Source organism: Nitrospira moscoviensis (assembly GCF_001273775.1).
GTDB lineage: Bacteria > Nitrospirota > Nitrospiria > Nitrospirales > Nitrospiraceae > Nitrospira_D > Nitrospira_D moscoviensis.
The window spans coordinates 329,124-354,941 of the sequence record NZ_CP011801.1 but is presented as its reverse complement, the minus strand read 5'-3'; the positions used below and the strand labels follow the sequence as shown (position 1 = coordinate 354,941).

Annotated in this window: 30 protein-coding genes; 8 read left to right on the top strand and 22 right to left on the bottom strand. The window is 62.1% G+C overall.

Annotated features, from left to right (window positions below):
• Position 1 precedes the first annotated feature (1 nt).
• The 7 genes from NITMOv2_RS01685 to NITMOv2_RS01655 all read left to right on the top strand — a co-directional run bounded on the left by NITMOv2_RS01685 (position 2) and on the right by NITMOv2_RS01655 (position 6,545).
• The gene (locus NITMOv2_RS01685) at positions 2–766 is read left to right on the top strand and encodes a slipin family protein (protein WP_053378246.1); all 765 of its coding nucleotides are present in this window, start codon (positions 2–4) and stop codon (positions 764–766) included.
• 264 nt (positions 767–1,030) lie between these two features.
• Positions 1,031–2,296, top strand: a complete 1,266-nt coding sequence (locus NITMOv2_RS01680) for an RNA polymerase sigma factor RpoD/SigA (protein WP_238590435.1) — start codon at positions 1,031–1,033, stop codon at positions 2,294–2,296.
• Positions 2,297–2,492: 196 nt separating this feature from the next.
• A complete protein-coding gene (locus NITMOv2_RS01675; protein WP_187299330.1) occupies positions 2,493–3,467 on the top strand; it encodes a S1C family serine protease in 975 nt (324 codons plus the stop codon).
• Positions 3,464–4,222, top strand: a complete 759-nt coding sequence (gene lipB, locus NITMOv2_RS01670; RefSeq protein WP_187299329.1) for a lipoyl(octanoyl) transferase LipB — start codon at positions 3,464–3,466, stop codon at positions 4,220–4,222. The genes NITMOv2_RS01675 and lipB overlap by 4 nt, the downstream gene beginning before the upstream one ends.
• 6 nt (positions 4,223–4,228) lie before the next feature.
• Positions 4,229–5,485 carry a Glu/Leu/Phe/Val family dehydrogenase gene (locus NITMOv2_RS01665; protein ID WP_053378242.1) on the top strand — a complete coding sequence of 419 codons (1,257 nt, stop codon included), beginning with the start codon at positions 4,229–4,231 and terminating at the stop codon, positions 5,483–5,485.
• A gap of 87 nt (positions 5,486–5,572) precedes the next feature.
• Positions 5,573–5,866 (top strand): hypothetical protein, encoded by a 294-nt coding sequence (locus tag NITMOv2_RS01660; protein WP_053378241.1) that lies wholly within the window; start codon positions 5,573–5,575, stop codon positions 5,864–5,866.
• Between the two features lie 151 nt (positions 5,867–6,017).
• A complete protein-coding gene (locus tag NITMOv2_RS01655; protein WP_053378240.1) occupies positions 6,018–6,545 on the top strand; it encodes a hypothetical protein in 528 nt (175 codons plus the stop codon).
• A gap of 97 nt (positions 6,546–6,642) precedes the next feature.
• Here NITMOv2_RS01655 and NITMOv2_RS01650 read toward each other — a convergent pair whose 3' ends face one another.
• The 4 genes from NITMOv2_RS01650 to NITMOv2_RS01635 all read right to left on the bottom strand — a co-directional run bounded on the left by NITMOv2_RS01650 (position 6,643) and on the right by NITMOv2_RS01635 (position 9,285).
• Complete coding sequence (locus NITMOv2_RS01650) at positions 6,643–7,569, bottom strand: D-alanyl-D-alanine carboxypeptidase family protein (protein WP_053378239.1); 927 nt, start codon at positions 7,567–7,569, stop codon at positions 6,643–6,645.
• 13 nt (positions 7,570–7,582) lie between these two features.
• Entirely contained in the window at positions 7,583–7,774 is a 192-nt protein-coding gene (locus tag NITMOv2_RS01645) for a hypothetical protein (protein ID WP_053378238.1), read from the bottom strand.
• 17 nt (positions 7,775–7,791) lie between these two features.
• Positions 7,792–7,953, bottom strand: a complete 162-nt coding sequence (locus NITMOv2_RS23735; RefSeq protein ID WP_187299328.1) for a hypothetical protein — start codon at positions 7,951–7,953, stop codon at positions 7,792–7,794.
• 105 nt (positions 7,954–8,058) lie between these two features.
• Entirely contained in the window at positions 8,059–9,285 is a 1,227-nt protein-coding gene (locus NITMOv2_RS01635; RefSeq protein ID WP_187299327.1) for an FG-GAP repeat domain-containing protein, read from the bottom strand.
• A 161-nt stretch (positions 9,286–9,446) separates the two neighbouring features.
• Here NITMOv2_RS01635 and NITMOv2_RS01630 point away from each other — a divergent pair, with 161 nt between their 5' ends.
• Positions 9,447–9,767, top strand: coding sequence for a hypothetical protein (locus NITMOv2_RS01630; RefSeq protein WP_053378235.1), 321 nt, complete (start codon positions 9,447–9,449; stop codon positions 9,765–9,767).
• A gap of 105 nt (positions 9,768–9,872) precedes the next feature.
• Here NITMOv2_RS01630 and NITMOv2_RS01625 read toward each other — a convergent pair whose 3' ends face one another.
• The 18 genes from NITMOv2_RS01625 to NITMOv2_RS01545 form a co-directional block, all read right to left on the bottom strand.
• Positions 9,873–10,874 carry a PCP reductase family protein gene (locus NITMOv2_RS01625; protein ID WP_053378234.1) on the bottom strand — a complete coding sequence of 334 codons (1,002 nt, stop codon included), beginning with the start codon at positions 10,872–10,874 and terminating at the stop codon, positions 9,873–9,875.
• A gap of 18 nt (positions 10,875–10,892) precedes the next feature.
• Positions 10,893–11,171, bottom strand: a complete 279-nt coding sequence (locus tag NITMOv2_RS01620; RefSeq protein ID WP_053378233.1) for an HU family DNA-binding protein — start codon at positions 11,169–11,171, stop codon at positions 10,893–10,895.
• 48 nt (positions 11,172–11,219) lie between these two features.
• Complete coding sequence (gene sppA / locus NITMOv2_RS01615; protein WP_053378232.1) at positions 11,220–12,122, bottom strand: signal peptide peptidase SppA; 903 nt, start codon at positions 12,120–12,122, stop codon at positions 11,220–11,222.
• A gap of 31 nt (positions 12,123–12,153) precedes the next feature.
• On the bottom strand, positions 12,154–13,863 hold the full coding sequence (locus NITMOv2_RS01610; RefSeq protein WP_053378231.1) for a 30S ribosomal protein S1: 1,710 nt from the start codon (positions 13,861–13,863) through the stop codon (positions 12,154–12,156).
• A 55-nt stretch (positions 13,864–13,918) separates the two neighbouring features.
• The gene (locus tag NITMOv2_RS01605; RefSeq protein ID WP_053378230.1) at positions 13,919–14,611 is read right to left on the bottom strand and encodes a lysophospholipid acyltransferase family protein; all 693 of its coding nucleotides are present in this window, start codon (positions 14,609–14,611) and stop codon (positions 13,919–13,921) included.
• Entirely contained in the window at positions 14,608–15,279 is a 672-nt protein-coding gene (gene cmk, locus NITMOv2_RS01600) for a (d)CMP kinase (RefSeq protein WP_053378229.1), read from the bottom strand. Before cmk ends, NITMOv2_RS01605 begins: the two co-directional genes overlap by 4 nt.
• A 34-nt stretch (positions 15,280–15,313) precedes the next feature.
• Positions 15,314–16,645: a 3-phosphoshikimate 1-carboxyvinyltransferase gene (gene aroA, locus NITMOv2_RS01595; protein WP_053378228.1), complete on the bottom strand. Its 1,332-nt coding sequence runs from the start codon at positions 16,643–16,645 to the stop codon at positions 15,314–15,316.
• Between the two features lie 5 nt (positions 16,646–16,650).
• Positions 16,651–17,544 carry a prephenate dehydrogenase gene (locus tag NITMOv2_RS01590; RefSeq protein WP_083447670.1) on the bottom strand — a complete coding sequence of 298 codons (894 nt, stop codon included), beginning with the start codon at positions 17,542–17,544 and terminating at the stop codon, positions 16,651–16,653.
• Between the two features lie 12 nt (positions 17,545–17,556).
• Positions 17,557–18,570 (bottom strand): 3-deoxy-7-phosphoheptulonate synthase, encoded by a 1,014-nt coding sequence (gene aroF, locus NITMOv2_RS01585; protein ID WP_053378227.1) that lies wholly within the window; start codon positions 18,568–18,570, stop codon positions 17,557–17,559.
• Positions 18,571–18,594: 24 nt separating this feature from the next.
• The gene (hisC, locus tag NITMOv2_RS01580; RefSeq protein ID WP_053378226.1) at positions 18,595–19,671 is read right to left on the bottom strand and encodes a histidinol-phosphate transaminase; all 1,077 of its coding nucleotides are present in this window, start codon (positions 19,669–19,671) and stop codon (positions 18,595–18,597) included.
• Between the two features lie 4 nt (positions 19,672–19,675).
• Positions 19,676–20,752: a prephenate dehydratase gene (pheA, locus tag NITMOv2_RS01575; protein ID WP_053378225.1), complete on the bottom strand. Its 1,077-nt coding sequence runs from the start codon at positions 20,750–20,752 to the stop codon at positions 19,676–19,678.
• A gap of 179 nt (positions 20,753–20,931) precedes the next feature.
• Positions 20,932–21,936: a Holliday junction branch migration DNA helicase RuvB gene (ruvB, locus tag NITMOv2_RS01570; protein ID WP_053378224.1), complete on the bottom strand. Its 1,005-nt coding sequence runs from the start codon at positions 21,934–21,936 to the stop codon at positions 20,932–20,934.
• A 10-nt stretch (positions 21,937–21,946) separates the two neighbouring features.
• Entirely contained in the window at positions 21,947–22,426 is a 480-nt protein-coding gene (locus tag NITMOv2_RS01565; RefSeq protein WP_053378223.1) for a hypothetical protein, read from the bottom strand.
• 2 nt (positions 22,427–22,428) lie between these two features.
• Positions 22,429–23,037, bottom strand: a complete 609-nt coding sequence (gene ruvA / locus NITMOv2_RS01560; protein WP_053378222.1) for a Holliday junction branch migration protein RuvA — start codon at positions 23,035–23,037, stop codon at positions 22,429–22,431.
• A gap of 48 nt (positions 23,038–23,085) precedes the next feature.
• Positions 23,086–23,844: a YebC/PmpR family DNA-binding transcriptional regulator gene (locus NITMOv2_RS01555; RefSeq protein WP_053378221.1), complete on the bottom strand. Its 759-nt coding sequence runs from the start codon at positions 23,842–23,844 to the stop codon at positions 23,086–23,088.
• 189 nt (positions 23,845–24,033) lie between these two features.
• Positions 24,034–25,227 carry an SGNH/GDSL hydrolase family protein gene (locus tag NITMOv2_RS01550; protein WP_053378220.1) on the bottom strand — a complete coding sequence of 398 codons (1,194 nt, stop codon included), beginning with the start codon at positions 25,225–25,227 and terminating at the stop codon, positions 24,034–24,036.
• 26 nt (positions 25,228–25,253) lie between these two features.
• Complete coding sequence (locus NITMOv2_RS23730; protein ID WP_187299326.1) at positions 25,254–25,406, bottom strand: DUF5989 family protein; 153 nt, start codon at positions 25,404–25,406, stop codon at positions 25,254–25,256.
• Between the two features lie 13 nt (positions 25,407–25,419).
• The gene (locus NITMOv2_RS01545; protein WP_053378219.1) at positions 25,420–25,809 is read right to left on the bottom strand and encodes an SxtJ family membrane protein; all 390 of its coding nucleotides are present in this window, start codon (positions 25,807–25,809) and stop codon (positions 25,420–25,422) included.
• Positions 25,810–25,818 lie beyond the last annotated feature (9 nt).

The window sequence follows — 25,818 nt, the reverse complement described above, 5'->3', positions numbered from 1 at the left end:
CATGTTGCTCAGCCCGCTCACGCTGCTCATCCTCCTGCTGGTGATCGTCTTCATGGGGTTCAAAGTGCTGCCCGAATACGAGCGGGCGGTCATCTTCCGGTGGGGACGGCTGGCGCGCGGCCTCGTGGGCGGGAACGGCCCCGGCGTGATCATTCTGCTCCCGCTCATCGACAAGATGATCCGAGTGAGTCTGCGCACCGTCGCCATGGATGTTCCGCCGCAAGACGTGATCACGCGGGATAACGTCACCGTCAAGGTGAACGCGGTGATCTACTTTCGCGTCGTGGACCCGCAGCGCGCGATCGTGCAGGTCGAAGACTATCTCTACGCCACCTCGATGATGGCCCAGACGACGCTGCGAAGCGTGTTGGGCCAAAGCCAGCTCGACGACCTGCTGGCGAAACGCGAACAGATCAACGCCGAGCTGCAGCGGATCATCGATCAGCAGACCGAACCGTGGGGCGTGAAGGTGACGGCCGTCGAGGTGAAGAATGTGGACCTGCCGCAGGAGATGCAACGCGCCATTGCGCGACAAGCGGAGGCCGAGCGGGAGCGGCGGGCCAAGATCATCCACGCCGAAGGCGAGTACGAAGCTTCGCAACGTCTGGCCGATGCGGCCAATGTGATCAGCCAGAACCCCGCCGCGCTGCAGCTCCGTTACCTGCAGACCCTCGTGGAGATCGCGGCGGAAAAGAACTCCACCACCATCTTCCCGATTCCGATCGACACGCTGGCTCCTTTCATCAAGGGTCTGAACCGGCCGTAGTGTGGCGGATCGGCGGGCACTCTGTGCGGATGCTACACCCTTGCCGCACGAATGAGACATTTCTTCCCGCGCCTCCTCATTAAACCCCTTTAATCTCCCTGCAATTCCGGCCGGATCAGATCCGCCGCTTCTCATCTTCAATCCAGCATCCGTTTTGCTTCGTAGTTATGGGCAGAACGATATGATCTCGCTGAATCCTCCGAGCGCCCCGCGGCTCTAAACAGGAGTGGACAGATGAGACATGACGAGATGAAAGGTGACTCCATGAATAATGAAGAACTCCGCCTGACCGATGAGGTCAACCCCCAGGATGAGGCGGCGATCATTCCCGATGTCGATGCGGACGACTCGCAGGCCAGCGGCATCCTCGAAGCGATCGGTCGCGATAATACGCAGGACCTCCTTCCCGAGGAAAAGCCGGCGCCGGTCATGCGCACGAGCCAGGGCGCCAGCCCCTTCCTGCTGGAATCGTTGTACTTCCGCTCCTTCGGAGAGCGGGCGCTCCTGACGCGCGACGAAGAGGTGGCGTTGGCCAAGCGCGTGGACGAAGGCACACGACGGATCCGCGTTGCCCTTCGTCATGCGGTCAAGGCGTTGACCTGTGCGAAACGAACCCCGGTGCTCACGGAATCGCTGAACACGCTGCAGACGGTGAGACGGCTGAGCGGCTTTTCCGCGACGGCCTTGGACAACGCCGAGAAAGCGCTGCTGGCTGTCATGAAACCGGCGGCCCGTGAGATGAAGCCTGCGGCGGCCACGGCGAAGCGGCTCAAGACGTTATTGACGGAAGTGCAGACGGCCAGGCGAATCTTGGAACAGGGCAAGGACGAGTTGGTCCGCTGCAACCTCCGCCTCGTGGTCGATGTGGCCAAGCATTACACCGGACGGGGCCTCACTCTGCTCGACCTGGTGCAGGAAGGCAACATCGGCCTCATGAAAGCCGCGGAGCGGTACCAGTATCGCAAGGGATTCAAGTTCAGCACGTACGCCACCTGGTGGATCCGGCAAGGGATTACCCGCGCCCTCGCCGATCAATCGCGGACGATCCGCATTCCGGTACACCAGACGGAAGCGTCGAACCGGATTCTGCGCGTGACCCGACGACTTGGGCAACAGTTCGGCCGGCCGGCGAGGCTGGAGGAGATCGCCCACGTCCTCCGGATGAGACCGGAGCGGTTGCATGAAACGGTGCAGGCCTTCCAGGAGCCGGTGGCTTTGGAAAATCCGATCGGAGACGGCGATACAGAGTTCGGAGACATGATCCCCGATCAACAGGCCGTGCCGCCCGACGCCAACGTCCATCGGACCGAAATGACGCAGCAGTTGGATCGCATCCTCGGTCACTTGACGCCCAGGGAGCAGACGGTCATTCGGCTTCGGTTTGGGATCGGGTACGACGAGGCCTGCACCTTGGAACAGGTCGGCCAAAGCCTCTCGGTGACCCGTGAGCGGATCAGGCAAATTGAAGCGAAGGCGCTGAAGAAGCTCAAGACGCCGGAGATCAAGGAGCTGTTCGCCGCCATCAAGTAACTCCTGCATTGGACAGGCACGGAGGATCATCCTCCGTGCCTACGCTTTGGCATTCCCGGCCGGATATGCGACAATACGTTCGCCTATGTGGAATGTCTGTCCGCGCGCAGGTTCCCCGCAGCTCCCGCGGCCGTTCCCATTCGTTCATCCCCGCAGACCCTCCAACTTCCTGTCGATGGCTGCCGCGGCCCTCTTCATGACCGTGGCAGGGGGCCAGTTGGTTTCTGCCGAGGACAAGGTTCTCTCCGTTCCGGCGGTCGTAGCAAAAGTCCGTCCTTCCGTCGTCACCATTTTGAGCCGAGGAGCCCCCGCCAGCCCTCTGCCCCATTCGGCACAATCCGGCTCCGGCTCGGGAATCATTATCGACCAGACCGGCTATATCCTGACCAACAACCATCTCGTTGAAGGCGTGAAAAGCCTGGTGGTGGGTCTACACACCGGCCGCCTGACTCCCGGACGGGTCGTGGCGCGGGATTTCCTGCTCGACCTGGCGCTGGTCAAGATCACGGCCGAGGACTTGGTTCCCGCCACTCTGAACCAGCGGGCGCACCTGGAAATCGGCGAAACGGTGATTGCAATCGGCAATCCCTTGGCGCTGAAGGGCGGCTCGACGGTGACCGTCGGCGTCGTCAGCGCCCTCGACCGTTCGGTGCTGACGCCCAACGGCGAGACGTTGTACAACTTGATTCAGACCGATGCCGCGATCAACCCGGGCAACAGCGGCGGGCCGCTCGTCGATCTGCACGGGGAGGTCGTCGGCATCAACGTCGCCATCGCACCGTCGGCACAGGCCATCAGTTACGCCATTACCCTGGAATCCGTGTACGCCCATATTCAGTCGATGATCCTGCGCGGAGCCGTGACTAGGCCGGATTTCGGCTTCACTCCGGTGACCGTGACGCCCAGTCTGGCCGCCAGTTTCGGGCTGGAGGCGGACCACGGCATCCTCGTGCTCAACGTGGACCCGACGAAGACCGGGGCTCAGGCCGGGCTCCAAAGCGGTGATGTGATTACGGCGTTGGATCAGCATCAGATCTACAATTTGGGCGACTTCTGGCACAGCGTGATGCGGGAAGGAGAACCGCGCACCATGCAACTCACGGTGCAGGGCAAGAGCGGGCTCTCCACCGTGATTCTGCAACGGCCCTCTTCACAAAGGGTGAGCCAGTGAGCGACCGACGGGCTGTCGTCTTGGACGTTTCGTCGGAGACGTTTGAGCCCCGCCTTTTGCTTCCCGGTCGAGTGTTTCTCGTTCATCAGTCGGTCCCCTATGCCGAAGCCTGGGAGCACCAAGTACAGCTGCATCGCGGCCGAGTCGGCGGCGGCCGTCCGGATACCGTGTTGCTCCTCGAACATCGCCCCGTCTACACGCTGGGGCGGCGCACGGATCTGTCGCACTGGGGAGGGCATGAAGAATCGTTGCGCCGCCTGGGAGCGGACCTGCACTGGGTGAACCGGGGTGGCTCCGTGACCTATCACGGCCCGGGACAGATCGTCGTCTATCCGATCTTGAAGCTCAGCGACCATGCGCGCGGGCCGAAGCAGTTCGTCAGGCTTCTCGAAGAGACCGCGTTGCGCTTGCTGAGACAGTGGGGTATCGCCGGTCGCCGGGTCGCCGGAAGGCCCGGCGTCTGGATTGGAGAGGCGCGACCGGCGAAGATCGCGTCCATCGGCATCCGCATCGAACAGGGCGTGACCCTCCATGGATTCTCGTTGAACGTTGCCATGGACCTCTCCCCCTTTCGAGTCATCCAGCCTTGCGGCTTCGCTGATTGCCGGATGACCTCGATCGCCGACGAGATCGGAACAACCCCGGAGCTTCACCGGGTAAAGCAGGACTTGGCCCGTCACCTCACCGAGGTTTTAGGCGTCCACTGGCCGATCACTGCTATCCCGTCGCTCTCTTCATCCACCTTGCCTACGTGAGGGGCCATGCAGGAACTCGACACCCATACGTTTCGGCTGGCGGTCGCGCAATTCGATGAGGCGGCCGAGGCCATGCAACTCGATCCGGCCCTCCGGCAGCGCCTGAAGCTTCCGCAGCGATCCTTGGTCGTCAGTATTCCGGTCCGCATGGACGACGGACGGGTGGAGGTCTTCACCGGATACCGCGTGCAACACGATTCGTCTCGCGGTCCCTGCAAAGGCGGCATTCGATACCATCCGGATGTCAACCTCGGCGAGGTCGCCGCCCTGGCGATGTGGATGACGTGGAAATGCGCCCTTGCCGGCCTGCCCTACGGCGGCGCGAAAGGCGGCGTGAAGGTCGCTCCCAAAAAGCTTTCATCCGGGGAGCTCCAGCGTCTCACCAGGCGCTACGCGGCGGAGATCTATCCCCTCATCGGCCCGGACAAAGACGTGCCGGCGCCGGATGTGGGCACGGACGCACAAATTATGGCCTGGTTCATGGACACGTATAGCCAGCAGGTCGGGTTCGCCGTGCCCGGCGTCGTTACCGGCAAGCCGCTCGTCCTCGGGGGCAGCCTGGGTCGCGAGGAAGCCACCGGCCGCGGCGTAGTCTACGTCACGTTGGAAGCGCTCAAGCATCTCAACATCCCCATCGATCGGACCACCGTCGCCATTCAAGGGTTCGGCAATGTCGGTTCGCACACGGCTCTCATCATGCAGCAGCACGGAGCGAAGGTTGTCGCGGTGAGCGACGTGTCCGGCGGGATTTATAACCCGAAGGGCCTCGACGTCGCCGAGCTGGTTCGCCGGTACCGTATCGCCGGCACCCGACTGCAGGACGCCAAGCTGGGGGACGCGATCACGAACGAGGAGTTGCTTCAACTGGACTGCACGGTGCTCGTCCCGGCCGCCCTCTCGGAACAGATCACCGGCAAGAATGCGCACACGCTCCGCTGCCGGGTGCTGGCCGAGGGCGCCAACGGACCGACGACGCTCGACGCCGATCGGATCCTGGGGGACAACGGCGTGTTCATCATTCCCGACATTTTGGCCAACTCCGGCGGCGTGATCGTCTCGTACTTCGAATGGGTGCAGGATTTACAGCGTTTCTTCTGGAGCGCGACCGACATTCAGAGCCGCCTGCAGTCCATCATCACGTCGGCCTTCCAGCGCACGCTCCATTTCGCGACGGAGCGCCGGACCTCCATGCGCATGGCCGCACTCATGAGCGGCATCCAGGAAGTGGCGGAGGCCCATTCCCAGCGCGGGCTGTATCCGTGACAGAGGGCGGGTTGCGGCGCCCTTCCGTCCTGCGCTAGGCTGGCACACAGTGGTCCACACATCGAGAGAACAGGACCGGCACCGGCGATGACGAGGACCGACATTGCAGAAGCCTGGGCGCAACATTGCGCCGAGGGATGGCCCCGGTTTTCGAGCCCGCATGAAGGCCAACTGATGACCCTGGACACCGTCATCAGCGGTTGCGCGGTGTTCTATCTTGACACACCCGAAGGACTGGACGAGCAGCGGATCGGCATTCTCAAGGACTGCATCGACGACTTGGACGATTTGACCTCGGAGCTGGACGGCGATTCGCAGACCTACTTTCTGCGGCTCCGACAACTCGGCGAACGGCTGCTCGCCACAGCGATCCGGCCGTAAGCGCGGTGCGGGCGCTGCCCGCGGAATCGTGGTTTGTTGCAAGTGTGACCGCCGCTTGGATAGAATGGCGCATTGTTTATCAGCCTACCTCAAATAAACCGCTCGCGCGCCGATCATCACGCCATACGCGTCTGAGATGAAGGAGGAGTCGATGAGGAAGACACGTGGATTCTGGACAGCAGCCTTGGCCGTGGCGGCCCTCGGGACACCGGTCTTCGTGCAGGCGGAACCCTATGAATTGAGCAAGAATGACGTGATGGATCCCAAGAGCATCAGCAGCGAGAATATTTCACTCTTCGGCGTCAAGCTGGGCGATCCGGAAGCCAAGGCCTTGGACGTGCTGGTCAACGAGAAAATCTCCGGCATCAAGGCCGAGCAGGAAGCCACCTTCATTTTTCTGCTCGATCAGCGCAAGCCCACGGGGCCGATGGCCGGCGTGCGGGTCCAGGATGGAAAGGTGGACCTCATCTTCATCAACAACCGTTTCGCCCACAAGACCCGCGGCATCTTCAGAAACGTCCTGAACAGCGAGAGTCCCGACGACATCCGCAAGCTCTTAGGCAAGGAAGAGTACGGGGACGAGAACGTGATGGGCGCCGTGATGGCCTACGACAAGCAGGGATTCCAGGTGAACTATCTCGGGAAGGACATCAACATCGAATTCGCCGCGCCGCACTGAATCCCGCCTCGTTCCGACTCACCCACTGCGATACAGCCGTCCAGTGTCATGGCATGAAGAAGCGCGCGGCCTACCGACTTGAACTGAGCGCCGAAGACTAGCGGATCGCCTCGGTCACGCGGAGTCCGTAATCGATCAGACTTTTGGCGGTGTTCCAGCGACGATTGCTGTTGAGGATGACGAGCAGCAGGTCGCTGCCGTTCTGAGAGACCTTGGCGATGAGGCACCGGCCGGCTTTGGAGGTAAACCCGGTCTTGACGCCTTCGACGCCGGGAATGCGGCCGAGCAGACGATTGGTGTTGTGCAGCACATAGGCCCTGTGCCCGGTGATCGGCGTGATGATCCCCCGTTCCTCCCGGACGAGCTCGCGGAAGACCGGATGTTGCAGCGCGACCTCGCTCAGTTTGGCCAGATCTTCGGCGGTGGAGTAATGGTCCGAGGCGTCGAAGCCGCAGGCGTTGCTGAAGTGCGTGTCCGCCAATCCCAATGCGGCGGCCTTCGCGTTCATCAGCATCACGAATTGACCCTCATCCCCTCCGACGTGTTCCACGGCCGCCAAGCAGGCGTCGTTGGCCGACACGATCAGCATCGCCTTCAGAAGATCTTCCAAGCGGAACACTTCCCCGGCCTTGAGCCGCAGGTGCGTCTTGTGCGCCCGCGCGGCGTTCTTGCTCACCGTCGCCTGGTCCTCGAGACGTCCCTTTTCGAGGATGACCAGAGCCGACATGATTTTGGTGAGGCTGGCCGGCGATAAGCGCTTCTCGGATTCATGCTCGTACAACACCCGCCCGGACCGGAGCTCTTTGAGCAGGATGCTGTGCGCCGGCACGATCCGCCACGGCAACGTCTCCGGCAGGAGACCGACCGCGCGCACCGGGCGCTTGCCGGCAGGCGCGGTTCCCGCCCATACCGCCGGCGTCCAAAGCGCCTGTTGAAGGAAGGCACCGACGAGGAACAACGCGAAGCACGAAAGCCGTCGAAGGAGAAGACGCCGCGCGAAGCCACAAAGCCGAGTGTGCCGCATGAACCGCCGCCTCTTAGAGGGTGAATGATTCCCGCACCTTACCACCTTTTACGCCGCTATCAATCACTTTGTGGAAAAAGCGTAAGAGGTCGGCCAGGTCGATCCAGAACCCGCAGTTGAGGCAGCGGGCGTAAATCCGCCGGTTCACCACCGTGTAGTGCCGCTCGACCATCATGAAGCCCTTGCACTTGAGACATTGCATCATGCACCTGGGCGTTCCGCTCAGCGCAGACGGTTCAGCACCAACGCGACGCATCCGGCCAACAAGCCCCCGCCGAAGATCGTCGTGCCGAAATAGACGACGGCGTTCGTCCCTCCGCTCGGCTGCGTCCCTTCCCACAGATCGCGCAGGCCCCCTTGCACCATCAGCACGGAGAGGGTCATGAGCGACCCGATGACAAACCACCATGCGAATGAGCGAAGGGCCATGAGTCGACAGGAAGGAACGCCGGCTTGCCGGGGGCACTGTAGCGGAGGGTCCGGCGGCTGTCAAGAACGGGCGGCCGACTGTCCCTCTCGTCGCGGCTCGCCGTCTTGCTCTGCCGGCGGACGAACGCCTTTCAGTCCGCGATGGAGAAAAATGGAGACGCTGCCGTCTCCATTGTCGGCGATGGCGAGCCCCGGCTCCTCCACGCCCGTGGTCGTGACGCGAAACGAGGACACGGCAAACGGCCCGCTTTTGGTCCGGTAATTTCGGGGAGGATAGTGGAAGGTCCCGTCACCCTTACCGAACAGAATCGACAGGTCGTTGGACTGGAGGTTGACGATCGCCACGTCCATCAGGCGGTCGCCGTTGAAGTCCCGCGCCAGACCGAAGTTAGGGCCGGCGTCCGCGCCGGAATCTTTACCGGCCTGAAAGGTGCCGTTGCCGTTGCCCAAGAACGTCGTGAAACTGTCCCGTTCGCCGTTGATGACCAGCAGATCGCGCTGCCGATCGTTGTTGAAATCCGCAAAGCTCACGCCCAGCGGTCGTTTGCCGGTGCGGTAGTCTTTGGGATCCCGGAAGGTGCCGTCCCCGTTGCCGAACCAGATGGACACGCCGTTCGACATCGGCCCGCCGTTGGTGACGACCAGATCCAGCTTGGCGTCGCCGTTAAGGTCCGACAACGCCACGGAGGTGGGCGTGTCGCCGTACTCGTACTGAGCGCCGTGCCGAAACTCGCCGGTGCCGGTGCCGAGAAAGATTTTGACCTTGTCGTTGCGGAGTGCGACGACGAGATCGGGGTGTTGATCGCCGTTCAGGTCGTCGCTCGCGAGCGCGACCGGCGTGCGGTGCACCGGGTAATGCGGCCCCTCCTCGAACTTGCCGTTCCCGTGGCCGAGCAGCAGCGCAACTTCGTCGCCCCCCGAGCAGGCCAAGACCACGTCGCCATGGTCGTCGTGATTAAAGTCGTTCATCACAAGCGCGCGGGGCTCCTTGCAGACGTTGAGCTGCACTTGGTCCTTGAAGGTCCCGTCGCCGTTCCCCAAGAGGATCGACAGCGTATTGCTCGAAATGTTCGTCGTCACGAGATCGGTAAACGAGTCATGGTTCAGATCGCCGGTCGTGATCGTCGTCGGATTTTTCCCGACTTTATAGCTGGCAAAGTAATAGAAGACATCTGGGGGGTTGTAGGGATCGGCTTTGGAACAGCCCTGCAGTCCCGTCGAGACCAGCGATAGCCAGAGCACGGTGATGAGGGTCAGGCCTTCACGAAACCGATGAGACCGATGCACGAGCGTCCTCAAATGATCATCGCCCCGGACCAAAAGGCCCAGCATGTTCAACGCGGAAGACCAGTATACCGAGGGCTTCTTTCCCGTGGCAATCGCCGCCTCGGGCTTTGAAATCCAGTGTCGGGTTGCGCTAGAATGGCGTTCTTTTGAGGAGGAATCCCATGGGCACTACCGTGAAGATCGACATTACGATGTATGGCATCGCCGAAGTGTTGCACTGGTGCCATGACCGCAACAAAGGCCGCATCTCCGGCGTCGATACCGCCGGATTCGAGAAGATGAAGGCCTTGCTGGCGGAGAAGCCTCAATCCGGCGACTATTTCACTCTGGACCAGTTCTGGAAAAAGAAAGTCACGCTTGAGCTGACCGAAGAAGAAGTGGCGACGATCGACCGCTGTCTCTACGATATCCCGAACTTCGACAACGAACCGCTTCCGCAGATCCGCCACAAGTTTTGGCCGAAACAGGTCGTCACGCACTGACATCCTGTGTGCGCCGGAGCCGCTTCCGCGGTTCCGGTAATCCTCTCGGAGACCTTTTGTTCGCGATGCGGACTTCCGCACAGGCGAGCGCCGGAAGAAGACGGCTTAGAGCGACCCTTCGCCCTTGAGGTATCTGCGGAAGCGATCCATCAGCTCGGCTCCCAGCGTCCCGCCCTCCGGTTTCTTCGTCGAGGGGTCGGCAAAATGTCCGCGGATTTCCTGCAGGCGTTTTTCCGCCTGCTCATTTCCCTGCAGGCGCTTGGTCTTTTGAAGCGCCATCTCGAAGGCGTCGAACGTGAGCTCGTGATAGCCGAACGAACGGATGCGCTTCACCGCTTTCATCATCGCTTGATTGCGGAAGGAGGTGAGGTGCTCGGAGTCGATTTCCTTGAGACCCAGTTTCCGGGCCCGCCGTTCCGCGGCTTTCCTGATGCCGCTGCGCACGAAGTCCGGCGAGGTTTGCAGCCGCTTCCAGGCTTCGTCCGTCCAGGCGATCCGTTCCTGCGGCGCGTCCCACAGCTCGCGTAGGACGGCTTCGTCGATGCGGGCCAGCCCTTTCTCCCGCGCCAGATCCTCGGTATCGCGCTTCAACATGTCGGTCACGAAGTCCAATGCGATCGGCGGCGACTGCTTCAGCTTGTCTTGAAGCTGCGCCAGCGCGCCGTCCGTCCACTCCAGCGGCGGACCGGCCGATTCCTGGAGATCGCCGAGCGCCTCGACCTTTTCGAACAGCTCCACGTTGACTTCCAGGTGACCGCGTTCTTTGGCGATCTCCTCGGCGATCTGTTTGATCATGCCGCGCATGAACTCGGGCACGGCGGCGAGCCGGTCTTTGGCCGCGGCGGTCCAGGGCAGTTGGCCCTGCGCCATCGCTTCGGCGGCCGACGCCATGCCGGCCTCCCCGCCCATGCCGCCCATCATCTGGCCTTTGAACCGATCGAGGATCTCTTCGGTGATCTCTTCATAGCCCAGCTCGCGGGCCTTCTTTTCGGCGAGCCGGCGCACCATCCCGCGGAGGAACGACGGCGCCCGCTCCATCCGTTTCAGCGCGCCCTCGGTCCAGCGGACCTCGGCGGCGACGGACTCCGAGGAATCTGAAGCTGACATGGCGACTCCTTACGGCGGCTATTGGTTCAATAATTCCTTGAGCTCTTTGCCCGCTTTGAAGAACGGCACCCGCTTGGCGGGCACGGCGACGGTCGCACCCGTCTTCGGATTGCGGCCTTCCTTCATACGCCGCGCGCGCAGCCGAAAGCTCCCGAACCCCCGGATCTCCGTCTTGTCCCCGTTCTTGAGCGAATCGCGCACGCAGTCGAAGATGGTATTGACGACGACTTCGGCTTGCCGCTTCGTCAAGGTGGTCACTTGCTCGGAAACCCGTTCGATGATCTGTGCCTTGGTCATGTCCGTTCCCCCTTCGTCGGTGGACAAGTGCCTCCGCGCCCCGCGCGGTCAAAAAGCCATAAGATATTTCAGGCTGACGCCCGGATGGAAGTCCAGCTTGGGAAACAGGCCGGAAAGCTGCGAATCGAGCAGCTCGCGGATCGAAAACCGCCGTCTCGGCTCCACCACTTTCGGCTCCCCTTCGATCCCCACGACGTCGGCGGCCAGTTGGATTGCATCTTCCAGGTCGCCGAGCTCGTCGACCAGCCGGGCCTCTTTTGCCTGGCGGCCGGTAAAGATACGCCCGTCCGCCAAGGCCTGTACGTCCGTCACCTCCAGCGCACGGCCGGCGGCGACCGCCTCGATGAATTGCTTGTGTACGTCGTCCATGACGGTCTGCAACAACCCGCGCTCCTCCTCGCTCATTTTTCGCAACGGCGAGCCCACGTCCTTGTATTTGCCGCTCTTGATGACGACGCCTTCGACGCCGATCTTTTGGAGCAGCCCTTCGACGTTCGCCGTCTCCATGATGACGCCGATGCTGCCGGTCAGCGTGCCGGGATTCGCCACGATCCGATCGGTGGCCGCCGCGATGTAGTAGCCGCCCGAAGCCGCGACGCTCCCCATGGAGGCGATGACCGCCTTGTTGTTTTTTGTCCGCACGCGCTGAACTGCGTCATGGATTTCCTGCGAGGGCACCACGCCGCCGCCCGGGCTGTCGATGCGGAGCACGATCGCCTTCACCGACGGGTTCTCGCTGAACTTTTTCAGCTCGCCCACCGTCTCGTGCGAGTCGAGGATGACCCCCTCCACGCGAATCAAGGCGATCCGATCCTCGGTGGACAGATCGAGGTCGGGGAAAAAGATATTCAACAGCACCAACAGCCCGAAGCCGGCCGCCAGCACCCAGAAGAAGGTGCGCCACGGCCGGCGCTTTGGGCTGCGTTCCGCTGGTGTCAGGTCATCCGCCATGGCGCATCACCTTGTGCCGGTCCGGCTTTGACTAATCGTCCGACTGCTGACGTTTCCGGCTTTGTTTCGCCGCCCGACCCAGACTTTGATCCAGCGAACCCTGCGAGGCGTGATATTCGTCCATCTGCCGGCGATCGGTATCCAAATGGTGCTCGCGCAGGCTGAGCGCGATCTTTCGCTCTTCCCGGTCCACCTTGATGATCTTGGCCGTCACCTCTTCTCCGAGCTTGAACTTCTCTTCGAGCTTGGTTTGCGATTCCAGACCGGCTTCGCTGATGTGGATCAAACCCTCGACGCCGCCCTCCAATTCGACGAAGATGCCGAAATCGGCGACCTTGCTGACCTTGCCGGTCACCGAATCGCCGACGTGGTAGCGCGATGGGATTTCGTCATCCCACGGATCCCTGGTGAGCTGCTTGTAGCCCAAGGACAGCCGCTCCTTTTCCTTGTCGATCCGCAGCACGATCGCTTCGACCTTCTGGCCTTTCTTGAACAGCTCGGACGGATGTTTGATGTGCTTGGTCCAGGACATGTCCGAGATATGGATCAACCCGTCGATGCCCTCTTCCAATCCAATGAAGGCGCCGAAATCGGTCAGGCTCTTCACTTTGCCTTCGATCCGTGTCCCGATCGGATACTTCGTTTCGATCATATCCCAGGGATTGGGCGCGGTCTGCTTCATGCCCAGGGAGATCTTGCGGCTCGCAGGATCGACATTGAGCACGGCCGCTTCCACCTGGTCGCCGACGGCCACGACGCGCGACGGATGCCGGACTTCGTGCGTCCAGGACATTTCCGACACGTGCACCAGCCCTTCCACGCCCGGTTCCAATTCGACGAAGGCCCCGTAGTCGGTCAGGCTGACCACCCGGCCGCGCACCCGCGTGCCGATCGGATACTTGCCGGCCACGTTCGTCCAGGGATCGGCGCTCTTTTGCTTGAGGCCGAGCGAGATGCGGCCGGTTTCCCGGTCGTACTTCAGCACCGTCACCTCGACTTTGTCCCCGACGCTGAACATCTCGGAGGGATGGCCGACGCGGCCCCACGACATGTCGGTGATATGGAGCAGCCCGTCGATCCCCCCCAGGTCGATGAAGGCTCCGTAGTCGGTGATGTTCTTCACCATGCCTTGAATGAGCTGGCCTTCCTTCAAATTGGCGAGCGTCGTCTGTCGCTTCTTGTCGCGCGTTTCTTCCAGCAGCACACGGCGGGAGACCACGACGTTGCCGCGCCGATGGTTGATCTTGATGATCTTGAGCGGGAACGTCTTGCCGACGAGGCCGTCCAGGTCGCGGACCGGATGGAGATCGATCTGCGAGCCCGGCAGGAACGCCTTCACGCCGATGTCGACCATCATGCCGCCCTTGATGCGGGAGATGATTTTGCCTTCGATGCTCTTTTCTTCCTTGTAGAGCTTTTCCAATTCTTCCCAAATCTTCATCTTGTCCGCTTTTTCTTTGGACAGGACGAGATTGCCGTCGGCGTCTTCGCATTCTTCGATGTAGACCTGGAGCTTGTCGCCGAGCTTGAGGTTCTGCAGCTCTTCCGTGGAGAACTGGTCGCCCGGGATCATCCCCTCCGACTTGTAGCCGATGTCGACGACCACCTTGTCTTTCGTGAGGGCCACGACGCGGCCTTCGGTGATCGTTCCTTCCTCCAGATTGCGGAAGGTCTCTTCGTACAACGCCGCGAGGGCGTTGCGGTCTAACTGTGCGTCACTGCCTGTGGACACGGTACCCATGTGAGCATCCTACTCTTCCGGCTTGCGCCGGGTGCTGATGGTGAAATGGCCGGGCTCACTCAGCCTTGCGAGTCCCGGCGGCCGTCCTGTTCGGTGTCTCCTGCGCTGCCTCGTGATGCCCCTTCGGCAGGGGAACATTGCCGAGGGCAGCAATCTGTTCAATCACCGTTCGGCTGACCTGTTCATAAAACCGCTTGGATTCCACCGTTTCTTTGTGGCCGCCTGTCTGGAACGTGAGCGGCGCGCCGAACCGGACGGTGACTTGCCGGAACCTCGGCCACCGAGCCCCGGTCGGGAGGACCTCGAAGGTCCCTTTGATATAGGCCGGCACCACCGGGCAGCCGGTCTGAGAGACGATCACGCCGATACCGGCCTTCGGCTGCCGCAAATGCCCGTCGTGGCTCCGGCCCCCTTCGGGGAAGATCACCACGACTTTTCCCGCCTGAATCAGGCTGATCGCCTTACCGAACGCCTCGCGATCCAACCGTCCCAACCGTAATGGAATCCAGCCCAGCGACCGCAGCATCCCATTGACGATCGGGACCGGAAACAAATCACTGCGGCCGAGATACCAGGCCCTCCGCCTCATGCCGCAGCCGAGCAGCGGAATGTCGAGGTAACTGGCATGGTTCGCGGCGACGAGCACCCCGCCCGTCAACGGCACCTCCCCATCGACCCGGTAACGAAACACGAGCCGCGCAATCGCGCGGGTCAGGAGCCATAAGACCGCATACGCGACGCTGCTCACGAGACGGCGGATACCGCGGCCATCATGTGCTCCACCACTTCGTCGACGCTCAGCGTCGAGGTGTCGATATGGCGGGCATCGGCGGCGGCCATCAAGGGCGCCACGGCTCTGCTGCGGTCGCGGTTGTCGCGGCCGGACAATTCCTGGTGCGTCTTTTCGAGCGCCCCCCCATGCCCGGCGGCGACCAGTTCCCGGTGCCGGCGCTCGGCGCGCACGGAGGCATCGGCGTCCAAAAAAAACTTGACCGGCGCGGAAGGAAAGACCTTCGTCCCGACATCGCGGCCTTCCGCCACCACGGAGCCGCGCTGGCCGATCTGCCGTTGCACCGGCAGCAGCCACTCGCGGACGGCCGGAATCGCGGAGACGACCGAGGCCGCGGCGGTCACCTCCGGCGTGCGGAGGAACGCGGTCACGTCCTGTCCATCGACGAGGACCTGCATGGCGCCGTGCTGAAACTGCATGTGCAGCGTCGTATGGCCGAGCACGCGCGCCACCCGTTCCGCGTCGGCCGGCTCGATCTTGGACTGGAGCACCTTCCAGGCGACGGCGCGATACAGCGCGCCCGTATCCAGATACAAGTAGCCCAAGCGCGCCGCCAGCCGTTTGGCGACGGTGCTCTTTCCGACTCCCGCCGGTCCATCGATCGCAATGATCACGCCCTGGTCCATCCTCCGACTCGGCCCTGCATCATAGGGAGCCGTATTATAGCCCTCGCGCGGGCTCCGTCAACAACGCGGTCAGCGTCGATTCGAAGTCCGGGAACGAGGTTTCTACGCAAGCCGTGTCCCCGATCGTCATGGGTGACGCGGCGGTCAAGGCGCCGATCGCGAGCGACATGGCGACACGGTGGTCGCCATGGCTCTGCGCCTGCCGCGCCGGCTGGAGCCTCCCGTTTTCAGCGGCCTTGCCCAAGCCCTGGATCACCATCCCATCGGATCGTTCCGTGATGCGGGCTCCCATGGCCCGCAATTCCGCGCTCATCGTGGCGATGCGATCGCTCTCTTTGACGCGCAACTCTTCTGCACCCGTGATGACCGTGTCTCCCTCCGCCACGGCGGCCGCCACGCAGAGGACGGGAAATTCGTCGATCGTTTGCGGAATCAGATCCTCCCCGATCGTCACGCCCTTCAACGGCGCGGACCTCACCCGAAGGTCGGCCACCGGTTCGCCCGCTTCCTCCCGGGTATTGAGCACCTGGATGTCCGCGCCCATCGAACGCATGACGTCGAGCAGGCCGGTCCTGGTGGGATTGATCCCGACGTTCCGAATCGTGATATCCGAGCCGGGGACAATCGTCGCTCCCACGACGAAAAACGCCGCCGCCGAAAAATCTCCGGGGATGACGAGGTCGCGGCCGGTCCACCCGACCGCCGGGCGGCCTTGCAGCACCAGCGTGTCGCCCTCCCGGGTGAGAGGGACGCCGAAAAACCGGAACATCCGCTCCGTATGATCCCGCGAGAGCCGCGGCTCGGAAAAGCGCGTGGCGCCCTCGGCGAACAGACCGGCCAACAGCAGGGACGACTTCACCTGGGCGCTGGCGACCGGTGACCGGTAGTCGATGCCGCACAATCGCGTGCCGGTAATCGCGAGCGGAGCCAGCTCGCCGCCCTTACGGCCGGCGATCACCGCCCCCATTTGACGCAACGGTTTGACCACCCGTCCCATCGGCCGGCGGCGGATGGACTCGTCGCCGGTCAGCACCGTAAAAAAATCCTGGCCCGCGAGCAGGCCGGCCAGCAGGCGAATCCCGGTTCCCGAATTGCCGCAATCGATCGGGCCCTGGGGTTCGGTCAGTCCCCAGAACCCTTTCCCGTGCACGGTCAACTGTTCGGGCGTCTCGTCGATCGGGACGCCGAGCGATTGCAAGGCCCGCATCGTATTGAGGCAGTCTTCGCCCCGGCAGTAGCGTGAAATGACGCTGGTTCCCTCCGCGAGGGCCGTGAGCATGATCGCCCGGTGGGTAACGGACTTGTCGCCCGGCACGGTCGTCGTGCCTGCCAACGGCCGGCCGGCGGTAATGGTCAGTGCGGTCATGCTGCTCATACCGTGACGGGAGGACGCGCGTTCAACTTCTCGCGTTCGGCTTTGGCCCGTTCCAACGCCTTTTCGATGCCCGCCGCATCGCCGGTTTGGATCAAGCGTTTTAATTCTCCCAACGCCCGTTCATAGCGTTCGATGAAAGCCACGACGTTGGCCCGATTCCAGACAAAAATATCGCGCCACATTTCCGGCGAGCTGGCGGCAATCCTCGTCGTGTCCCGCAAGCCGCCGCCCGAATGGCCGGCCAAATCAAGCGCAGGCAATTGTCGATCGCGCAATTCTGCCAGCGCGTTCATCAGGGCAAAGGCCGCGACGTGCGGTAAGTGGCTGACGGCGCCCAGAATTTGATCGTGCAGGTACGGATCCATGGTGAGCACGATGGAGCCGGTCTCCCGCCACAGCTCGTGAATCCGCTCCAGCGCCTGCCGGTCGGTTCGCGCCGTGGGGGTTAGAATGCAGCGCGCGCCTTGGAACAATTGATCGGTGCCGGCCGCGACGCCGGTTTTTTCCTTCCCCGCGATGGGGTGTGCCCCGACGAAATGGACGCCGGCCGGCATGGCCTGCTCCGACTGCTCCACCAAAGGGCCCTTCACGCTCCCCACATCGCTCACGATCGCCCCCGGCGCGAGGCAAGAGGCCCAGTCTTTGAGATGCCGATCGTAGGTATCCACCGGCGTTGCGAGCACCACGAGATCCGCTCCGCGCACGCCTTCCTTGGGATCGGAGACATACCGATCGATCGCGCCCAGTTCGACGGCGGTTTTGAGATTCTCCACCCGGCGCCCGATGCCGACGACCTGATCAGCCAAACCCCTCCGGCGCAGAATCATCCCGAGCGATCCCCCGATGAGGCCTACGCCGACGATCGCCACCTGTTTGAAATGAACGGCCATGACCGTGCTCGTCTAAATCTCTCGGCCGACAGCGCGGGCGATGTTGCTGAGATCGTGCATCAGTTCTTTGAACTTGGACGGCTTGATCGATTCTTCCCCGTCGCACAGAGCACATTCCGGATTGGAATGGACCTCGATCAACAGGCCGTCCGCGCCGGCCGCCACAGCCGCCTTGGACATCGGGGCCACCAGGTTCCATTTGCCGGTGGCGTGGCTGGGATCGACGATGACGGGCAGGTGCGATAGTTCTTTCAGGGTCGGAATGGCGGCGAGGTCGAGCGTGTTGCGGTATTGGGTTTCAAAGGTTCGGATGCCGCGCTCGCAGAGCATGACGTTCCGGTTGCCGCGCGACATGATATATTCGGCGGACAGCAGGAATTCTTTGATCGTCGCCGACAAGCCCCGCTTCAGCAGCACCGGCTTGTCATAGGCGCCCACTTCCTTCAGCAGCTCGAAATTTTGCATGTTCCTGGCGCCGATCTGGATGATGTCAGCCTTTTCCAGGAACAGCTCGATGTCGCGGGTATCGAGAATCTCGCTCACGACCGGCAGCCCGGTCTGCTTCTTGGCCTCCACCAGATAATCGAGCCCCTCGCGGCCCAAGCCTTGGAAGGAATAGGGCGACGTCCTCGGCTTGTAGGCCCCGCCGCGGAGCACCGTCGCGCCGGCCGACTTGACCTCGTGCGCGATGCCGACCGTCAGCTCCAGCCGTTCCACGGCGCAGGGACCGGCCATGATGGCGAGCTTCTTCCCGCCGATTTTCACGCCGCCCACTTCGATGATCGTGCCCTCGCGCTTGAATTCCCGGCTCACCAGCTTCCATGGGGCCAGAATCGGCAGGACGCTTTCGACGCCCGGCAGCGCAGTCAGGGGCTGGTTCTGAAGAATCCGGTCGTCGCCGATCACGCCGATGATCGTGCGCTCCTGTCCAGTGGAAATTTGCGACTTCAGCCCCAACTCGCGCAGCCGATCGATAATATGATCGACTTCCCGTTCCGTCGCCTCAGGTTTCAAGACGATGATCATAATTCCCTCGCTGTTCGGCTCTCGCTACGCTACAACCTTTTTCAACGCGTGCAGGAAGGCGCTGTTCTCCTCGGGTTGCCCGACGGTCACCCGCAGCATGGGGCCCTCGATGTGCCGCACGATGATCCCCTCGCGCAACAACGCGTCGAACACCTGCCGCCCGTCGCGCCGGACATCGAAATATAGGAAATTCGCTTCACTCGGCACCGGGTCGAATGCCAGCGCTCGCAGGCCGTTTTCGATGTGCTCCATGCCGGCCGCGTTGACCGCCCGGCTTCTCGCCACGTGTTCGTCGTCTCCCAGCGCCGCCAGCGCCGCGCGCTGCGCCAGCGTATTGGCGTTGAACGGCGGCCGAACGCGGTTCAAATAGCCGTTGATCTCCGGCGTCGTCATGCCGTAGCCGATCCGCAGCCCCGCGAGCCCGTAGATCTTCGAGAACGTGCGGAGGACGATCGCGTTCCGGCCCCGCTTCACATAGTCCAGCGCATCGGGGAAATGCGGATCGCGGACGTACTCGAAGTAGGCCTCGTCGAAGACGACGATGACATCCTCCGGCACGCTCGCCATGAGGCGACGGACCGCCTCGGCCGACACCATCGTCCCGGTGGGATTGTTGGGATTGCAGACGAACAGCAATCTCGTGCGAGGGGTTACGGCCGCGGCCATCGCCTCCAGATCGTGCGTCCACTCCTTGAGCGGCACGACCACCGGCTTGCCGTGGGCGGCGGTGACTTCCATTTTGTAGATGACGAAGGTGCAATCCGCCATGACCGCTTCGTCGCCCGGCGCGAGGAACGCCCGCGCCAACAAGCCGAGGATCTCGTCGGAGCCGTTGCCGAGAATGACCTGGTCCATCGCTACCTTCCACCGGTCGGCGATCGCCTGTCTGAGCCGATAGGCGCCGCCGTCCGGATAGCGATGGAGCGTCGTCTCTGCCCCGGCCAGCGCCGCCAACGCCTTCGGTGACGGTCCGAGCGGATTTTCGTTGGACGCGAGCTTGACGACCCGGCTCAGCCCCAGTTCCCGCTGGAGTTCCTCGATCGGTTTGCCCGGAACGTAGGGGCTCAAGGACGCAATATCGTGGTGGACGTGCAGTGCCATGGAATCAACTGTGCGCGGGATAGGAGCCGAGGATCTTGAGAAACAGACAGCGCGGCGTAACTTCTTCCACGGCCTTCTTGACCCGTTCCTCTTCGATATGCCCTTCCACATCGACGAAAAAGATATACTCCCAGGCCTTCCGGCGAGAGGGCCGCGATTCGATCTTCGTCATGTTCAAGCCATGCGAGGCGAAGGGCCGCAACAGGTCATAGAGGGCGCCCACTTTGTCTTTTACGGAGAGCATCAACGACGTCTTATCCTTGCCCGTCCGCTCGGGCGGCTTTTGCGACAGCACGAGAAAGCGGGTGAAGTTGTTCAAATTGTCTTCGATGCGGGCCTTGACCACCTTGAGCCCGTAGAGTTGCCCGGCCAATTCGGAGGCGATGGCCGCGGACGACGGTTCGTCCATGCAGAGCTCGGCCGCTCGGGCGGTGCTCGCCACCTCGGACACCGGCACGTGGGGGAGGTTCGTTTCGAGCCAATTGCGGCATTGGGCGATGGCGTGCGGATGGGAGTAGATTTTCTTGACATCGTCCAACAGGCCGGACGTCGACAGGAGATGGTGTGAGACCTCTTGAAGCACCTCCCCGTAGATCAGCAGGTTGGAGTCGATGAACATGTCGAGCGTATGATTGACGACCCCTTCCGTCGTGTTTTCGATCGGCACGACGCCGAAGTTGGCGCGGCCCCGTTCCACTTCGCTGAACACGTCTTTGATGCTGTGGACAGGCACATACTGCGCCGAAGAGCCGAATTTCTGCATGCACGCCATGTGGGTAAAGGTGGCTCTGGGGCCGAGGTAGGCGACTTTTTGCGGGCCTTCGAGCGACAGCGACGCCGACATGATCTCGCGATACACGGACTGGATCGCGTCGGTCGGAAACGGTCCCGTATTCTGCTTGGTCAGCCGTTCGATGATCGCCGCTTCCCGCCCCGGAGTGTGCAAGTTGGCCCCTGCGTCCCGCTCCTTCTTGAGCTTACCGATCTCGATGACGCTCTTCGAACGCTCGTTCAGCAGACGAAGGATCTCGTCGTCGATCCGGTCGATTTCCTTGCGATAGTCGGACAGATCCTTCGACATGGGCGACCGTACCTCGAACGGCTGGAATTGAAGACGCTCCGATTTCTCTTCGGACGGCTTGAACCCGCTGGGACAAGTGGTGAATCTTACCGGAACGGTGGAGGCGATTGCAAGGATAGTCCTGTACTTTCAAAAACTTTGGAGCGATCCGCCACGGCGCCGTGCGTGAACGGCGGGTCCTAAATCAGGAGCGTGGAAGGCTTGTGAAAGTGATCGAAGGCCGCCCGAGTGACTTGGCGTCCGCGCCCGGTTCGTTCAAGAAACCCGGCCTGGATCAGATAGGGTTCGTACACGTCTTCGAGCGTGCCCTTATCCTCCTGGACCGCCGCGGCGAGGGATTCGATGCCGACCGGACCTCCGTTGAATTTTTCGATGATGGTGAGCAGGATCTTGCGGTCCATGTCGTCGAATCCCGCCTGATCGATCCCCAGCCAAGCCAGGGCCTCTTCGGCCACCCGGCGGGTGACCCGTCCGCCGGCCTTGATCTGAGCGTAGTCCCGGACCCGCTTGATCAACCGGTTGACGATCCGTGGGGTGCCGCGCGCCCGCCGCGCGATTTCAGCCGCACCCTCACGGTCCATGCCGATCCCCAGCACCCCGGCGGAGCGGACGACGATCGCTTCCAGCTCAGCCGGCGAATAAAACTCCAGGCGATAGACCAGGCCGAAGCGGTCTCTGAGCGGAGAAGTCAGCGCCCCGGCTCTCGTCGTGGCGCCGACCAACGTGAACCGCGGCAAGTCCAGCTTCACCGTCCTCGTGGCGGGCCCCTGCCCGATCACCAGATCGAGTTGATAATCCTCCATGGCCGGGTAGAGCGCTTCCTCCACCGACGCCGGCAACCGGTGGATTTCGTCGATGAACAGCACGTCATACTCCTGGAGGTTCGTGAGAATCGCGGCGAGATCTCCCGCATGCGCGAGGACGAGACCCGAGGTGCTCCGCAGCGCGGCGCCCATTTCTTTGGCGATGATGTGCGCGATGGTGGTCTTGCCCAGTCCGGGGGGACCATAGAAAATCGCATGGTCGAGCGCCTCTCTCCGCTGCTTGGCCGCCTCGATGCAAATCCGGAGCGATTCTTTCATCTTGTCCTGACCGACGTAGTCGTCCAGCGACTGAGGCCGCAGCACGTTCTCGATGCTGCGTTCCTCCTCCGTGATGCGATTCGTCATGAGGCGCTCGCTCATCGAGGCTCTTTCACTTGTTCTCGGGAGCCGGTTGATATTTGGGCGGCGGCGGGAGGGCGCCTTGCCCCGGTGTTGCGGTGCTGCCGCAGTCGGGCGGGCACTTTTTGAATCCCTGAGTCGGATCCGGCAGATTCGACTCCATGCTCCGTAATTGGCATTGCGTCAACCGGCCTCCGTCCTTGCTGCCGCAGCGGGCCGGCACTGACGAACTGCCGATCTCGTTGTACCCCTCCGGACAGGACCCGCAGACCGGCAACATGTTGGCGCCGATAGGCACACATTGCACCAACGTGGGATCTCCGTCCTTGCACACTTCCGGCGATTGCGTGACACCGGTTGTCGCGTAGCCCTCCGGGCAGGCCCCGCAGGTCATCCTGATGCTTTTCGGCTCCTTGGCGTCTTCGGCCAAACCGGCGACGGGGATCGTGGTCAACGCCAGCGCCACAACAGATCGGCCGAGGAAGTGGGTCGTCCGGAAACATCGAGACATGCTTACCCCCTTGTCAGCTCTTTCAGCCCTTCACGAATCAATTCTTGGAGCACAACGGGTCCGTTGGATTTCTTGGAGACCCGTTTCAGGGCGTCCCTCGCGTCCTGCGGACGATAGCCGAGATTGACCAGTGCCGACCAGGCATCCTCGTAGGGACCTCCCAGGTCGGATTGATCCGCCACGGCGCGCGACGCACCGGGCAGGTGAATCTTGCCCACCTTATCCTTGAGCTCGAGCGCGATGCGGCCGGCCGACTTTTTGCCGATGCCCGGCACCGTCGAAAGTTTGTCGACATCTTCCGATTGGATGGCGGAGAGCAGATCGGTCACCGAGAGACTCGACAACACGCTCAGGGCCAGCTTCGGGCCGATTCCCGATACGGTGGTCAGGAGCAAAAACGATTCCTTTTCGGCTTGCGACAAAAAGCCGAATAACTGGATCGCATCTTCACGCAAATGCGTATGGATGTTGAGCGCGGTGGTCTCGTCGAGATTCGGAAGGGCGTAGTACGTGCTGAGGGGAATATGGACTTCGTAGCCGACTCCCTGCACATCGAGCGTGAGGTGAGTGGGGGATTTGAACGCCAACCGCCCCGTCAGAAAGGCGATCATCTCATCCAGTCTGTTTGACCTGTGCCGGATGGCGCCATGCCGCAGGGCCTATCCCGCGGCGGTGGCCGCCACCTTTTCCATCACTTCATCGGGGATGTCGAAATTTGCGTGCACTTTCTGCACGTCATCGTGCTCATCCATGACTTCCATGAGTTTGAGCATCTGCTCGGCGGACTTCTCTTCCAGGCGGATCGTATTTTGGGGAATGTAGGTGATCTCGGCCAAGGCCGTCTCGATCTTGGCATCGCCTAACGCCTTTTTCACCGCTTCAAAATCCTGGGGGCTCGTCACGACTTCATACACCTTTTCACCGACCTTCACGTCTTCAGCCCCCGCATCGAGCGCGAGGCTGAGCAACGTGTCTTCGTCCACCTTACCCTTCTCGATCGTAATCAGGCCCTTCTTCTGGAACTGCCAGGCGACGGAGCCGGCCTCGGCCATGTTGCCGTGGTTTTTGGTGAGCAGGCTGCGGATTTCCGCGACGGTCCGGTTACGGTTGTCGCTGGTGATTTCAATGAGCAGCGCCGTCCCGCCGGGACCGTATCCTTCCAATGAAAATTCTTCGTACGTGACACCCGGGAGCTCGCCGGTTCCCCGTTGGATCGCCTTTTTCATGGTATCGCCGGGCATGTTGGCTTCCTTAGCCTTGGCGATCGCGAGGCGCAGGCGGGGATTGCCGTCCGGATCGCCGCCGGATCGAGCCGCGATGGTCAACTCACGGATGATGCGGGTAAAGATCTTGCCACGCTTGGCGTCCTGCGCGGATTTGTGGCGTTTGATCGTCGCCCAATGGCTATGGCCGCCCATGGAACCCTCCCCTGGATCGGCATCCGATCCAGATCTGCCTCGCGGTTTGATTTGGGATTCGTACAGGTAACACAGGGCTGCCGGAAGTGTCAATTGACGCGCGGGTTCCCCCGAAAGCTCTGGCGGGAGACATCGTCGAGCCGGTGGAACCGAACGGCGAAGGAGGCCGGCCGTCAGGCGGAGGATCGCTCACGACCGTGAAAGGCGGTGTTCTTTCACCACATGCGGAAGGCCCTCATAGTTCCGCAGCGATTTCACCATTTCATCGGCAATAATTTCGTTCCCTCGTCGGCCCAAGTGGACATAGTCGATGTAAATCGGTTCCTGGACGCTATCGAAGACATTTCCCAAGAAAACGATCCCTTCTCGCTCACGTCCTGACAGCCGACGTCGGGCCTGCTCATACACGGCGGTTTGCGACCGGACCATCACGGGAGAATGTCCGTTAATGATGTCTTGCTCATACGGCAAGACCGTTCTCGTCAAGCTGAGGAGATTGGGTTGCCAGAAAAACAACGGCTTGAAGCCGTATTCCGCCGCGAGCGCCTTCACTTGCCTGATGTGGGCCTCGTAGACGTCGAGCACGGCCTTGGCGTTCTGTTCGATATGCGGCGCGACTTTTTCATCCCACGCATGGCTGGCACCACCGCCGCCGGCCAATTTGGCGATGAGATAGTCGCCCAGCAGCTTGTAGGTGGTGCGGTTGAAAAGCTCCACCACCGGGCTCGGTGGGTGGCGTTCCCGCTTATATTTCTCCCGGAGGTTTTCGGGATCGCGCGGGATGGCGGGCGAATAGGCGCCCGCATAGCCGTCATTCACTCCGTCATAGAATATCACGATGTCCGGAGTATTCCCGAAGCTCAGGAGATAGAGCAGTGCGTTCAGTTCCTGCGCGGACACATAGCCGATTTCGCCGAAGTTATAGACGTCGTAGGCGCCACCCAGCGCCGACTGCACGAGGGAGGGGATGGTCTCTTGATCCGGGACGCCGTCTCCCCAGAGCGCGGAACCGCCGAACATGTACACGGTCGTCGTCCCGGCCTCTTTCTGCTGTTTGACCGTGCGTCGAACGCCGTCCGGGCTGATGTTCGTGTAGGTGCCGGTGAATCCGTCTTTCTTCCAATGGACGTACGGCTCGAAGTGGTTCGCCTTCCGCGCCTCGAGTTGCTCTTTCCAAAATGCATGTTTCTCCGGGAAACCGTCGTAGACCGGAAGGTTGGCCCGAGGGTCCGATCCACCGGAGCCGCCGGAGCCCTGCCTGAGGCCCAAGGCGGCCCCGACGGCGTAATGCCCCACGATGAGCAAGAGCAGGGATATTCCCGCGATGCTCCACGCGTCCCTCACCCACACCAGCGTTCTCTCGATGCGTTCGCGAAGCGCCATGGTGATACCGTCGTGAATAGATCCGCTCAAAACAAGGTGTAGATAAACGGGGCGACCGCGGAGCCCTGCGCCAGGATCATCAGCGTGCCGAGCAAAATGAGCACGACAAAAATCGGCAGAAGCCAAAACTTCTTGCGCTCGCGCATGAACGCCCACAGCTCGCCGAGCAATTCCTTCATAGGGCTCCTTTTTCTAGAATTGGCGCTTCATGTGCGCTCCCGGTCGCGCCCCTCGCACGACCCGATAGCTCTCCGCCTGGGGCGCCAAACTCCGCCGCATGGGATCTCTGCCGAGCATTCGCATCACCACCGCCATCGGAGTGATGAGGCCGAAGAACACGACGCTGAGGAGCACGGCCGTGTTGATCCGTCCCAGCACATGGCCGGCGGCCATCCAGATCCGGTAGACCGGTTGCAGAGCAGCGGGCCACGCCACGCCTGACACGATGAGTAGGCCGCCCAACAGAAGCGCCCAGCCTCGGAGGCCCCGACCGAATAGCAGGGGGCCGGCGCCGATGGCCGCAAAGACCCCTCCCACAATCAAACCGAACGAACGAAGCGCCTTTCCGTCGCCGTCCTGCATGGCTCTCTC